Origin of the sequence: Proteus vulgaris, assembly GCF_011045815.1 — a bacterium.
GTDB lineage: Bacteria > Pseudomonadota > Gammaproteobacteria > Enterobacterales > Enterobacteriaceae > Proteus > Proteus vulgaris_B.
The window spans coordinates 2,517,286-2,530,584 of the sequence record NZ_CP047344.1; the positions used below are offsets into that span (position 1 = coordinate 2,517,286).

17 protein-coding genes are annotated in these 13,299 nt (G+C 39.0%); 8 read left to right on the forward strand and 9 right to left on the reverse strand.

What is annotated here, in order from left to right:
• Positions 1-93: 93 nt before the first annotated feature.
• From GTH24_RS11945 to GTH24_RS11970, 6 genes are all read right to left on the reverse strand, one after another.
• Positions 94-549, reverse strand: a complete 456-nt coding sequence (locus GTH24_RS11945) for a GNAT family N-acetyltransferase (protein ID WP_072068503.1) — start codon at positions 547-549, stop codon at positions 94-96.
• Between the two features lie 243 nt (positions 550-792).
• Complete coding sequence (locus GTH24_RS11950) at positions 793-1,074, reverse strand: hypothetical protein (protein ID WP_072068504.1); 282 nt, start codon at positions 1,072-1,074, stop codon at positions 793-795.
• Between the two features lie 184 nt (positions 1,075-1,258).
• Positions 1,259-2,392 (reverse strand): hypothetical protein, encoded by a 1,134-nt coding sequence (locus GTH24_RS11955; RefSeq protein ID WP_164526456.1) that lies wholly within the window; start codon positions 2,390-2,392, stop codon positions 1,259-1,261.
• Between the two features lie 351 nt (positions 2,393-2,743).
• Positions 2,744-2,959, reverse strand: coding sequence for a hypothetical protein (locus GTH24_RS11960; protein ID WP_006533140.1), 216 nt, complete (start codon positions 2,957-2,959; stop codon positions 2,744-2,746).
• 104 nt (positions 2,960-3,063) lie between these two features.
• Complete coding sequence (locus tag GTH24_RS11965) at positions 3,064-3,294, reverse strand: DUF6500 family protein (RefSeq protein ID WP_072068747.1); 231 nt, start codon at positions 3,292-3,294, stop codon at positions 3,064-3,066.
• 54 nt (positions 3,295-3,348) lie between these two features.
• Positions 3,349-3,687 (reverse strand): GlpM family protein, encoded by a 339-nt coding sequence (locus GTH24_RS11970; protein WP_072068506.1) that lies wholly within the window; start codon positions 3,685-3,687, stop codon positions 3,349-3,351.
• 183 nt (positions 3,688-3,870) lie between these two features.
• Between GTH24_RS11970 and GTH24_RS11975 the strand changes: the two genes are divergently transcribed.
• Positions 3,871-4,218, forward strand: coding sequence for a DUF4440 domain-containing protein (locus tag GTH24_RS11975; protein WP_347147264.1), 348 nt, complete (start codon positions 3,871-3,873; stop codon positions 4,216-4,218).
• A gap of 70 nt (positions 4,219-4,288) precedes the next feature.
• On the opposite strand, the gene GTH24_RS11980 is transcribed toward GTH24_RS11975, so the two are convergent.
• The 3 genes from GTH24_RS11980 to fliE all read right to left on the reverse strand — a co-directional run bounded on the left by GTH24_RS11980 (position 4,289) and on the right by fliE (position 5,677).
• Complete coding sequence (locus GTH24_RS11980; RefSeq protein WP_164526458.1) at positions 4,289-4,459, reverse strand: DUF2933 domain-containing protein; 171 nt, start codon at positions 4,457-4,459, stop codon at positions 4,289-4,291.
• 101 nt (positions 4,460-4,560) lie between these two features.
• On the reverse strand, positions 4,561-5,040 hold the full coding sequence (locus GTH24_RS11985) for a GIY-YIG nuclease family protein (protein WP_072068508.1): 480 nt from the start codon (positions 5,038-5,040) through the stop codon (positions 4,561-4,563).
• Between the two features lie 325 nt (positions 5,041-5,365).
• Entirely contained in the window at positions 5,366-5,677 is a 312-nt protein-coding gene (gene fliE / locus GTH24_RS11990) for a flagellar hook-basal body complex protein FliE (RefSeq protein WP_072068509.1), read from the reverse strand.
• A 276-nt stretch (positions 5,678-5,953) separates the two neighbouring features.
• On the opposite strand from fliE, the gene fliF reads away from it, so the two are divergent.
• The 7 genes from fliF (at position 5,954) to fliL (ending at position 13,295) form a co-directional block, all read left to right on the forward strand.
• A complete protein-coding gene (gene fliF, locus GTH24_RS11995; RefSeq protein ID WP_072068510.1) occupies positions 5,954-7,681 on the forward strand; it encodes a flagellar basal-body MS-ring/collar protein FliF in 1,728 nt (575 codons plus the stop codon).
• The gene (gene fliG / locus GTH24_RS12000; protein ID WP_006533145.1) at positions 7,678-8,676 is read left to right on the forward strand and encodes a flagellar motor switch protein FliG; all 999 of its coding nucleotides are present in this window, start codon (positions 7,678-7,680) and stop codon (positions 8,674-8,676) included. The genes fliF and fliG overlap by 4 nt, the downstream gene beginning before the upstream one ends.
• Positions 8,669-9,388 carry a flagellar assembly protein FliH gene (gene fliH, locus GTH24_RS12005; protein ID WP_164526459.1) on the forward strand — a complete coding sequence of 240 codons (720 nt, stop codon included), beginning with the start codon at positions 8,669-8,671 and terminating at the stop codon, positions 9,386-9,388. Before fliG ends, fliH begins: the two co-directional genes overlap by 8 nt.
• Positions 9,388-10,755, forward strand: a complete 1,368-nt coding sequence (gene fliI, locus GTH24_RS12010; protein ID WP_072068511.1) for a flagellar protein export ATPase FliI — start codon at positions 9,388-9,390, stop codon at positions 10,753-10,755. Before fliH ends, fliI begins: the two co-directional genes overlap by 1 nt.
• A gap of 36 nt (positions 10,756-10,791) precedes the next feature.
• Positions 10,792-11,238, forward strand: coding sequence for a flagellar export protein FliJ (gene fliJ, locus GTH24_RS12015; protein ID WP_006533149.1), 447 nt, complete (start codon positions 10,792-10,794; stop codon positions 11,236-11,238).
• Positions 11,238-12,635 carry a flagellar hook-length control protein FliK gene (locus GTH24_RS12020; protein WP_072068512.1) on the forward strand — a complete coding sequence of 466 codons (1,398 nt, stop codon included), beginning with the start codon at positions 11,238-11,240 and terminating at the stop codon, positions 12,633-12,635. Before fliJ ends, GTH24_RS12020 begins: the two co-directional genes overlap by 1 nt.
• 177 nt (positions 12,636-12,812) lie before the next feature.
• On the forward strand, positions 12,813-13,295 hold the full coding sequence (gene fliL, locus GTH24_RS12025) for a flagellar basal body-associated protein FliL (RefSeq protein ID WP_006533151.1): 483 nt from the start codon (positions 12,813-12,815) through the stop codon (positions 13,293-13,295).
• The last annotated feature ends 4 nt before the right edge of the window (positions 13,296-13,299 follow it).

Consider the following 13,299-nt stretch of genomic DNA (forward strand, 5'->3'; position numbering starts at 1 on the left):
AAAAAATCACTCTTATTATTCAGCTTAATTTGTTATCGGTAACGTCAGGATCAACCTTTACCTTGTTTATTATTTGTTTTTTGATTACATCGATTAAACAGACTGTACTAATACCATATCAATATGTGGAATGTTATCTTCAAGATACGTTTTTGAATCAATAACAAAACCATGTAATTGATAAAATGACACTAAATAAGCCTGTGCCATTATTTTAATTGTATGGGTATTAAATTGACGGCACGTAGTTGCGATTGCCTCTTTTATTAATTGATGAGCAATACCATTCCCTCGCTGATTTTGAGCAACAATCACTCGCCCTATTGAGGCTTCTTTAAACGCGACACCTTGAGGTAATAAGCGTGCATAGGCAATAAATTGCTGGCTCTCTTCCTCTTTTGTAAACAGGTGCAAGGCATTTTGATCTATCCCATCCAGATCTTGATAAGCACATTGCTGTTCACAAATAAAAACCTGATTTCTTAAGGCTAAAATAGCATACAGCTCATCAGTCGTTAGTTGTGTAAATGATTTTAAAATCCAATTCATGCGCTTTATCCCGTGATTTAAAGTAATAAAAAAACAATCAATGATAATTGCAATATCATCGACAAGATATTTGTTTAATATAAAGAGTAAAATAGTGATGTGAATAGTGCGTTTTTATTGTAAAAAACGCAGAAGAATAGATATCCAATACTGAAAAATAGGCAATAAAACCTTTAATTTTAATACGTTCAGACTCCCCTCGAGCCTTTATTACTTTGCTTATCTATTTCTATAAAAATAATCTTAGAGTCGTTCTAACCCTTTCCAAGCTCTATTTTTTACCTCAGTCACTAAAATGGCTGGATTTAAGGTTATTTTTTCTGCAATTGAAAAAGCTAACTCGATAACTTCTTTATGGCCTTTAGTTTCAGTATGGTAATTAAACTCTGCAAGAGGCAGAATATATTTACCTTTTAAACCATTAATCTCTTTTTTAAATCCTTCTTTTTCCATCTTTTGTGTTAATAACACATAATCTGCATTTTCAGGATCGGATAACTCAACTCTAACAGTAAATTCAGGCATAGAAACCTCCTACAGTCTGTCTATGTCTAATGAAATTCTGCTAGCTCTCGAAAGGAAGTATATTAAATCAACAATCATTTTCCTAGTAAGAAACAATGATAAATAATGTGATCATGATTGAAATAGAAATCGCCCACTTAATGTGGGCGACATATTAGATCATAATAAATTGATAAATAATAATTTATTTAATCACGTCATAGAGTTGCTGATCTGATAAATAATCTGCAGTTAAACCTGCTGATGGATTATATTGTACGCCGAAGATCTCAGAGAATGCTTTACCCTCTTTACCTAATGAAACCTTACGTTCATCTTTACCTGTGCTTTCATAGATAGAATAGGTTTTACGACGCATTGCTGTATATTTATCTGCATCATTAGCAATATCGGTATGATAGCCCGTAATTTGTGTATCCGTTAAGGCTAATTTATTCGCTAAGTCACAACCCCAGCGAGTTAAACAAACTTCTGCAAAATGGCGTACTACTAAACCTGGTGCATATAATGCATTTTCACCTTCACTTCCATCAATAGACGCATTACCCACTAATGTAGCGTGACGTCCTGAAATAGGGAAGATATGCATTTTAGTCTCAGATGTAACCGTTGGGATCACACAAGTAAATCCTTTTGAACGTTCATCTTTTGCATAAAATCCGACATATTCTTTGACGTTTTTACCTAAGGTTACTTTTTCAGGTTGAAAATTCAGAGGACCTGGAACAGGGTCAATCGCAAAGATATTGACTGGAATATCTTTTAATTGAGGATCTGCCAACATCGCATTTGCTAGCATATGGCAAGTAATACCACCACGACTCCAACCCACTAAGTTAACTTGTGTTGGAATAATGCCATCTTTGCGAAAAATACGAATAATTTGTTGCTGGAGTTGCTGTTGAGTGACATGACGATCGCCATAGTCATATTTGCGCCATAAAAAAGAACCTGTTACCTTAACATCTTCAATGGGAATGCCGGCTTTTTTCAGCTGGTTATACTGCTCTTCTGTCAATTTCTCACGTTGCCAATCAAAGTTACCTTTCATTAAACAAAGCGCATGGTTGACGTTTTCTTCCCAACCACTACCAAAAAGAGAACCTTTAATATCAGAGTAATTAGGACTTTCAACCCATAAATCATCTTCTTGTAGATTACCACTACCAGGGCCATCAACAATAAACCACTGTGCAAACTCTCGTCCTTGGTTATTTTGCGCTAAAGTGGTAACTAATTCCCCTTGCCAAAAGGTAGGGTTATTATTATCAAATGAGTTAGAGCCGGTACCACATAAGTAAACGGTTAATACTGTCATAATGTAAATTTCCTTTTAATAATGACCAAAAAATCAAAATAATGATTTTTATTTCCTTGTATTGAGCTATTCCTTAGCCCACCAGCACATTACTCATAAGCTTTTTTTTATTCAATTATAAAAAATGAATTAGCAGAGTCGAGATCACATAATTGAATTTTATTTAAGTAAAAGAAATGAAAAAACTCTATCAGATCAATGTAATTAAATAATATAAATGAACTCCTTATTTTTTATTATTTCTATTAGTAAATCGGCTTATAAAAAGCACATTAAATAACCAATTTTTAAATTTAAATAAAAAAAATCCCACATGACTAAAATGCAGGATTTTCTATTAGGTAGAATGTCTTATAAACGATTAAAAGCAACTACTCTCACCGCAGGAATATCAGCTTGTGCCCCTTCAGCAACTTCCTGACATGCTTTATCTAACGCAATATGGGGTGTGATCCCACTTTCTGTTTCTACAATTTTATGTCCGGCGTAGGTATCACCATTTCTGGAACGCACTTTATACGCAATAAACCAATATTCCATATCATCACCGTTTACGTTATTAATCATGTAATTACCATAGCGGTTTATGACTCGCTTTAATGTGATAATAATCAATAATTTTTAGTTTAATAAAATTGTTTTATAAAAAAATGAACCGGATTGTAGGAAAATCAGGCGTGATATTCCATTTCTGATTGTACTAATTTTTTTATTTTTACTGCTTTTTCAAAGTGATCCAATTTATGCGTCATTATCCACCATGTTGCGGCTTCCATTAATAATTCAGGGTTGTCATTTTTATTTGTAAAAAAAGCATAAAAGGATAATCCCACGCCCTCTCCTTTAGCTGAAATCTTGTCATTACATATTTGAATTATTTTTTGTTGTAGTAATTTCCTCATATTCTCTCTACTTTTATTTTTCAACATGGGAATAAATAGGAAAGAACAAATGCGCTATCCATGAAATTTGTTCCATAGTTGAATAAGTAACCAAGCAGCAATAACCCAGCAGATCACCGCCGTAGCCAGTGCTGTAAATAATTTCACATAGTTAATCATCACATAAAGTGAAATTAGATAAACCATATAAGGAATAACCGCCCATAGACTAAAAATAATGGTGGTACGTAACGCTTCAATAGAGCGTTCGGAACCAACAATATAGTGTGCAATAAGCGCGAAAGTTGGAAATAACGGAACTAGTCCCGCAATATAATAATGGCGAGATTTCGATAAAACAGCGATTAATACCACGACAAATGCACCTATCAGTGCTTTAACCAGTAATCCCATTACTCTCTCATCAAGTTATAAAAACCTTAGTACTATCATACCTATTCATATTTGTATGTGAGCTGATTTTATTTTTTGTGGTTTAAGATAATATGATCCTTTGACGATAATAAAACCCACAATGCTGTATATTTCACCATCAAATGAAATAAAGATAAACATAATCGAACTTTATAAAAAATAATCCAACAAGAAAAAACACGTCACAAAAGCACCCATCGAAAAAATACAAATGTACTTATTCAACTTTTACATAATGAATTTATGGAATTTTGTCGCTCTGGTGTTTGCGTTAATAAAACAGACACAGTTAATAGCCTTATAAACGACTATAGCAATACAGAGGTTTATTCAGAAAATTATCAAGGTTCACAACTCAGTGATGATGTGGTGCTGTTAACTTATATCAGTTATCAATTAGAAGATAACAAAAAAATAAAGCAAACTCACCGCTCATCTATTTGGATAAGAATTTCCCATGGTGATTGGCAATTACGATTTCATCAAGGTACAGCTCAATCAGAAAGTTAATCTATTTTTCAATAAATAGGATTGAGCTAAATCTAATTATTTAGCCCAATAGCAATATAAAGTAACCGATTTAAGCATCCAAATGTGTTTTCTTTTTGTCTATTGTCGCTGTTTCATCTTTATTTTTACAGCAATCATGTGAACTGTTTTCACCATGATGATGTTTATGCATAAAGAGATGCATTAACGGACAAAGTAATAACATAAGAATAAACCAATTATCTCTTAAAAATTCCCACATAATCATCTCCTTAAATCACGTTTAAAAAGATGATAGGGTTTACTCTAAGAGGAAGGTCTAGTATGGATTTGTTATTTAATCTCTATTTTTGTCAATGATTTTTATTTATTTGGCATATACATTGTGTCTTCAAAAATATTGGGATAATTTTCACCATGGCTAATAATAGGGTTACCATAAAATTTAGTTTTTTGTTGATTATATAAATCATGCCCTTGAGATAAGGCTTCAGAAATAAAAAATGTCTCAACCTTATCTAAATAATCATCCACATAACAATTAGCATGCATATCAAGCTCAGCATAGGAGAGAATTTTTTTCCCACGTTTAGCACCTTTAACATGCTCAATAAGCCCACGTGCATTTAACTGTGTTCTTATTCTAGATCTTAATTTTGTTGTCTTACCTATATATAAACATTCATGCTTATCACCATATTGACGCCAAAAAATATAAATACCGTATGCTTCAGGAATTTCTTTTATAACCTCATGGTTTTTGCTGTAATCAATATTATTTAGATCTATAAATTCAGACCAATGTAAATTGATCGTTGTTCCTGTTACTTCAAAAGAAATCATTATGTTAATTCCCAAAAAGGCAAGATACTTTAAATAGTATTCTATTTTTATAAGCAACTTTTAATAACCTAACACTTTGATAATCTTTAAATATTATCGTTAGTGCTAGATATAAAGTTTCAAATTCATATTTCATGGAAAATGAATATCTCTGAATATGAAACGCCAACACAAATCGGGGCACTCATTATCATAATGAGCAAGCTTATATCATCTATACAATGACGTTGAGCGAGATGCCCCATTCTGTTTTGAATAGGTATTTCTTATACAGCTATACATTAGCTATATAAAAGAAAAATCACCTTTATCAAATGATAAGGCACTACACCTGCATCGACATTATTTCTTGATAAGCGGCGACCAGCTTATTACGCACTTGCACGCCCATTTGTAATGAGATGCTAGATTTTTGCATATCTACCATCACATCGTTTAATTCAACACCCGGTGTACCTAAGGTAAACGCTTGCACTTTGTTGGTTGCATTCATTCGGGTTTCATTAATTTTACCTACAGCTTGAACAAGCTGAGTAGCAAACCCTGCTTGTACTGGCTGGGGTTTTGCAATATTGGATGCTTGTAAAGTCTGGATTTGCATTTTATCCAGAACACTTTCAATAGCTGGAATTGACATATAAACCTCTGCGTTAATCATCTAATTCAATTACTGAATCAATGTCATAGTAAGGAAGTGAACCAACACGCTTACCGAGTTATACCCTAACACAGGGGCTTCATTCCAAAGCGAGTAATTGACGCAAAAGTTAAGGGCTAATTACGCCATTAAATGAAACGCAAAAGGCCAATAATGAGACACCTGAGAGTAGGTTTATTTATTTGCGTAAGGGGAGTCTGTTTTGTTACGCCACGCTTTTAGTATTCATCCCGAACTACAAGGCAAGGATTGTCTATGAATGCCGAAAAAACCGACGTTGTGAACCAGAAAAAAGGTTTTAACGCCATTATTAACCGGATAAAAGCCGATCCGAAAATTCCGCTAATTATTGCGGGCTCGGCGGCAATTGCCATTTTTGTTGCTGCATTTTTATGGTTACAAAGCCCTGATTATAAGGTGCTTTATAGTAATCTTAGCGATAAAGACGGTGGCGAAATTGTCACACAGTTAACACAAATGAACGTACCTTATCGCTTGTCACAAAATGGCGCAGCGATCATGGTGCCAGACAATCAGGTTCATGAATTACGCCTGAAACTCGCACAAGCGGGGCTTCCTAAAGGCGGTGCTGCCGGTTTTGAACTGTTAGATAAAGAAAAGTTCGGGATCAGCCAATTTAGTGAACAGATTAACTATCAACGTGCACTTGAAGGTGAGCTTGCTCGCACTATCGAGACATTAGGTCCTGTACAAAATGCTCGTGTTCATTTAGCACTACCAAAACCATCCCTTTTTGTTCGTGAACAGAAATCCCCTTCTGCATCCGTTACGGTGGGTCTTTTACAGGGTAGAGCGCTGGATGAAGGTCAAATTAATGCCATCGTGCATATCGTTGCAAGTAGTGTTGCGGGGATGCCTGATAGCAGTGTGACCATCGTTGACCAAAGTGGAAAATTATTGACACAACCTGATGCGTTAGGTCGTGACCTTAACTCTATTCAACTAAAATATGTTCAAGAGCTAGAAAGCCGCTACCAACAACGTATTGAAACATTACTTGGTCCAATTGTGGGTCGTGGAAATGTTCATGCTCAGGTAACTGCTCAAGTTGATTTCTCTCATACCGAAGAAACCGCTGAAGAGTACAAACCGAATCAGCCACCTAATCAAGCTGCTGTGCGTTCAAAACAATTGAGCCAAAGTGAGCAAAATGGCGGCATGTTAGCGGGCGGTGTTCCAGGGGCATTGTCTAATCAACCTGTTGCTCCACCTCAAGCGCCTATTGAAACACCAAAAGCGCAAGAAGGTGAGAAAACAGATGAAGCCAATACAACGGGCACTAATCGTACATTAACGCGTAATCCAAACAGTAATAGCCGTTTAGATGAAACAACCAACTATGAAGTTGACCGCCGAATTCGTCATATAAAACGCCCTGTGGGTAATGTCGAACGTCTTTCTGTTGCTGTCATCGTGAACTATAAAACGATTGAAGATACGAAAGAAGCGGCTGAAGGTGAAGAGCCTGTTGTTGAAACCAAACAAATTCCGCTTACTGATGAACAAATTCAGCAAATTGAAGGTCTTGTTCGTGAAGCGATGGGCTATTCCCAAGAACGTGGTGACTCATTAAGTGTCGTGAACTCGCAGTTCAATGATATTGAAGAGAAAGTAATTACTGTTCCTGTATGGGAAAACCCAGAAATTCTTGCGAAAGCATTAGATTTAGGTCGCTGGTTATTACTTGTCATCATCGCATGGATCTTATGGCGCAAACTGGTGAAACCACAGCTTGAAAAACGCCGTGAAGCTGAAATTGCCGCACAAAAAGCTGTGCTGAAAACGAAGCTACAAGTTAAAGATGATGTTGATGAAACAGAATTAGATGACGAAGCAAGACGTAAACAAGCACGTAAACGTGTCAGTGCCGAATTGCAGAGCCAACGTATCCGTGAAATGGCAGAGAAAGATCCTCGTGTCGTCGCAATGGTAATTCGTCAATGGATGAGTAAAGAACAATGAGTAATAACTTAACTGGAACCGAAAAAAGCGCCGTTATGTTACTAACACTCGGTGAAGACCGGGCGGCGGAAGTATTTAAACATCTAAGTACACGCGAAGTTCAACAGCTGAGTATTGCAATGTCATCAATGCGCCATATCTCAAATCAGCAATTGATTGATGTTATGGCAAGCTTTGAAGAAGACGCTGTTCAATATGCAGCGTTGAATGTGAATGCGAACGATTACTTACGCTCTGTTCTGGTCAAAGCACTGGGTGAAGAACGCGCAAATAATCTATTAGATGAGATCTCTGAGACTCGTGAAACAACAACGGGTATTGAGACGCTTAACTTTATGGAACCACAAATGGCTGCCGATATTATCCGCGACGAACATCCGCAGATTATTGCAACCATCTTGGTTCATCTCAAACGGGGTCAAGCGGCAGATATTCTTGCTCTGTTTGATGAGAAATTACGTAATGACGTGATGCTACGTATCGCAACATTTGGTGGTGTTCAGCCGTCAGCATTAGCAGAGTTAACTGAAGTACTGAATAACCTGCTTGATGGCCAAAACCTCAAACGCAGCAAAATGGGTGGTGTTCGTACTGCTGCTGAGATCATCAACCTGATGAAAAGCCAGCAAGAAGAGAATGTCATTACTGCGGTACGCGATTACGACGGCGAATTGGCACAAAAGATTATCGACGAAATGTTCCTGTTCGAAAACCTTATCGATATCGACAACCGTTCTATCCAGCGCATTCTACAGGAAGTGGAATCCGACTCCTTGGTTGTGGCATTGAAAGGATGCGATCAAGAGCTGCGCGATCACTTCCTCAACAATATGTCGCAACGTGCTGCTGAAATCATGCGTGATGATTTGAATTCTCGTGGCCCTGTTCGTATGTCTCAAGTGGAAGCAGAGCAGAAAGCAATTCTGCTTGTGGTACGCAAATTAGCAGAGACTGGAGAGGTTGTTCTTCATGGAGGAGACGATACCTATGTCTGATAAACATACTGATACTAACTGGAAGCCTTGGGTTCCGAAAGAACTCACTGATTGGGTATTAACTGTCGAGGAAACGACAGAAGACGAAAAGGAAGTCGAAAAACAGGAAAAAGAAGTTGTTCAGCAACAGAAAGTCCTTGAGCAAATTAATATGCTTGATGACATGAAAGACAAGGCCCAAAAATTGGGCCACGCTGAAGGCTTTGAGGCAGGGAAAAACCAGGGTTATCAGGAAGGCTATCAGGCTGGATTACAATCAGGTATTGAAGAAGGTATTCGCCAAGGCATTGCTCAACAATCACCATTAATTAATGAATGGCAAGGGTTGTTAGCTGAATTTAGACATTCACTGAATGGACTAGACAGTGTGATTGCATCACGCTTAATGCAAATTGCCCTTACAGCGGCCAAAGAAGTTCTGGGTCAACCCTCTGTCTGTGATGGTTCTGCATTGCTTGCACAAATAACCTTAATGTTGCAACAAGAACAAATGTTCTCAAGCAATCCACAGTTACGAGTGAATCCAAAACATATTCCACAAATTGAAAAAGAGCTGGGTGATTCCCTTTCTGCTCATGGTTGGAAAGTTGTTGCCGATAACAGCATTCATGTGGGCGGATGCCGTGTTGTAACAAATGATGGCGATCTTGATGCCACGATTGCAACTCGTTGGCATGAGCTTTGTCGTCTTGCTGCACCGGAGGCGTTGTAATGACAGCAAGATTGGGGCGTTGGTTAGAAAAACTCAATGAAGCAGAAGCACGTTTAAATAAAATTCCACGTGTGCGTCAATATGGTCGTTTAACCAGAGCAACCGGTTTAGTCATGGAAGCTAAGGGGCTAGTTATGCCTCTTGGCTCGACGTGTTTAATAGAACGTACCATTGGCAAAACAGTTGAAGAAGTTGAAAGTGAAGTGGTTGGGTTTAATGGTAGCCAGATGTTGTTAATGCCTTTACAGGAAGTCGAGGGATTAACACCTGGAGCTCGTGTTTATGCCCAAGCCACCCCCGGTGGTGAAAATGAAGGTCGCCAATTACCACTAGGTGATGCGTTATTAGGACGAGTTTTAGATGGTTCTGGTTATCCTTTAGATGGTTTACCACCACCAGATACAGGTTATCGTGCGCCACTCATTACACCACCGATCAACCCATTACAACGAACACCGATTACAGATGTTCTTGATGTGGGTGTACGTGCAATTAATGCATTATTAACGGTTGGTCGCGGTCAGCGCATGGGGCTTTTTGCCGGCTCCGGTGTGGGTAAAAGTGTGCTATTAGGCATGATGGCGCGTTTTACTCAAGCGGATGTCATTGTTGTTGGCTTAATCGGTGAACGTGGTCGTGAAGTTAAAGACTTTATCGAGAATATTCTTGGTACTGAAGGCCTAGCTCGTTCTGTTGTTGTTGCCGCGCCCGCTGACGTATCCCCCTTGCTTCGTATGCAAGGTGCTTCTTATGCCACACGTATTGCTGAAGATTTTCGCGATAGAGGTAAGCATGTCTTGTTAATTATGGACTCACTTACCCGTTACAGTATGGCGCAACGTGAAATTGCCCTTGCTGTCGGTGAGCCACCAGCAACCAAAGGCTATCCACCTTCTGTCTTTGCTAAATTACCTGCATTGGTCGAACGTGCAGGTAATGGCGTTGATGGGGGTGGTTCTATCACGGCTTTTTATACTGTTTTAACGGAAGGTGATGACCAGCAAGATCCTATTGCAGACTCCGCACGCGCCATTTTAGATGGCCATATTGTGCTTTCTCGCTCACTTGCTGAATCAGGGCACTACCCTGCTATTGATATTGAAGCCTCTATTAGCCGAGCAATGACGTCGTTAATTGATAAAACACATTACCGTCGTGTACAGATGTTTAAACAGCTTTTATCAAGTTATCAACGTAACCGAGACTTAATTAATGTAGGCGCTTACGCTGCGGGTAGTGATCCTATGCTGGATAAAGCCATTGCTCTTTATCCGTCTCTCGCAAAGTTCTTACAACAAGATATCCAAGAGCAATGCAGTTATCAAAGTGCATGTGAGCAACTTAATCAACTGATCACAGTAAACTAATTCTGAACATAATCAGAGAAAGTAAAGAGGGTTCCAATGCGGGAGCAGTCACCTTTAGTGACACTGAGAGAACTGGCACAGACAGCGGCTGAACAAGCCGCTATTCAACTGGCTCAGGTCCGGCAGAGTCATCAACAAATGGAACAGCAACTCAATATGTTGATTGGGTATCAGGATGAATACCGTGTACGTCTAAACGAAACGTTGAATTTAGGGGGGATGTCGTCAGCATCGTGGCAAAACTACCAACAATTTCTCAAAACGCTCGAATTGACTATCGAACAACATAAACAACAACTTCAACATTGGCAGGCGCAACTTGATCTTGCAACTGAACAATGGCGAGAAAAACAGCAACGACTCAATGCATTTGAGACTTTGGAGCAACGTGCTGAAGATAGCCGTAAGCGACATCTCGATCGTATTGAACAGAAACAAATGGACGAGTACGCACAGCGTAGTACTTTACGGAGAACAACTTGATGGAGATAACGCTTCTGACCATGGATGTCGCTGCAACCTCCCCGGGAACAGCATCTGCTACACAGAGTCAACCCGGTGATAATGCCCCGACTTTCGCTCAGCTTTTGGGTTCTCAACCCCAGCAAGCACAGGGTGATAAAAAGACAGCCAATATCGCAAACCATTCTACCAAAGAGAATAAAACACACTCAGATGAGGACAAAACAAAAGAAGACGATAGTCAGCTTGTGTCTGTTTCCACTGAGTTAAACGAGACAAAAGAACCTTCTCTAGATACATCTCAACTCTCGCTTACATTACCTGATAATGAACAATTTGCAGCGATTGTTGAAAATAGAACCGCCTCTTCATTAATGTCAGCTGAAGAACTTGCCGCAGAACTTCCTGTGCAACTAGCAGGATTACCGGGTTTAAAACGTCTTAACTTACCTTCTGAAACGCTGGTTCACGCATTGCAACAGCCGCAATCTGTTAAGCACAATGAAGATTTAGCCACGTTGACACGCACACTTTCAAAAGATGTAGATATGTCGGACTTCAACCTTACCGACAAGCTCAATCTATCGAAATCAGATGAAAAGTCACTGTTAGCACAGCTACGTCCTGAAACTGCAACATTGGCAACAGAGAGTACGCTGGTCAGCGCGAATCAAACAGACAAGCCCTCAACTAAAAAAGTAGACAGCATCGCAACACTTTTAACGCCAACAGCAGAAAAAGTGAATACATTGCTAAATGGCGATAAGCAAGCTGCAAATACAAAATTAGCAGACAATGTTGTGCAGCAAATGGTAGCGGGTAACCGTGTTGCAGAAAGCGATCTTCACAACACGCTCACTCACTCACCTTCTTTAGCTTCACAAGGCATTACAGGTCATGCTCACTCATCAACACAACCACAAATGCAATTTTCACCGATGGCAACACAGGTTTTAAATGCACAAGTGGGTACCCCTGAGTGGCAACAACAACTTAATCAGCAAATTGTCATGTTTAGCCGTAATGGTTTACAGAAAGCTGAATTACGTTTACATCCTGAAGAGCTAGGTTCATTGCATATTCGCATGAAAATAGAAGATGGACAGGCACAGTTGCACCTTGCGTCACAAAATGGCCAAGTTCGTTCTGTATTAGAAAATGCCATGCATCAATTGCGTCAAGCACTCTCTGAAAATGGGATCCAGCTCACGCAAAGTCAGGTGTCTAGCGACACTAATGACGGTTGGCAACAACAAAATATGTCAGATTCCTCTCAATTTAGTGGAGATGGTGCCGATAATCATCAAGGAAGAGAGGGTAATTCAATGCAATTAGCCTCTGAACCGGCACTACAAAAGATAACCCTTACGCCTCAAGAATTAGCATCTGCTCGTGGTGGTGTTGATATTTTTGCCTAATACAAATGTATTGGGAGGACACACTATGTCAATAAACGTAAGAGTTAATGGTTTTTTCCCTATCTGTTTCTGCCATTAAAAAACAGAAATAGCGGGATAATTAAGGTTGATTTAGATGGATATGGAAGTCCACAACAGTGAACACGTATCCACTACAAAACAGGAATTTAACTGTCCATGTCTAATTACAGCAATGAACGTAAAAGCTATAGCTTAATTCTGATCATCGTATTATTGGTGATCGCCATTATTGCAGCGGCATTCGGTGGATATAGTTGGTGGGCATTGAAGCATGCTAAATCAGGTTCAGCGGGCACTAGTCAGCAAAAAGTTATACCAGCACCCGTTTTTATGTCATTAGAGCCCTTTACGGTAAATCTAATTGATGACGAAGAACACTTAGACAGAGTGCTCTACATAGGGATCACACTAAGATTGCATAATGAAGACACTCGTAAGCGTCTACATGATTATTTACCTGAAGTTCGTAGCCGCTTGTTATTACTGCTTTCTCGTCAACAAGCTAACAAGCTTGCGACAGACAATGGAAAACTCCAGCTAATGACGGATGTAAAAGAAACGCTGAGACCGACTCTCGTACCGGGAGAATCTGAACAGATCCTCTCCGATGTACTGTTTACCACGTTTATTCTGCGATAATCAT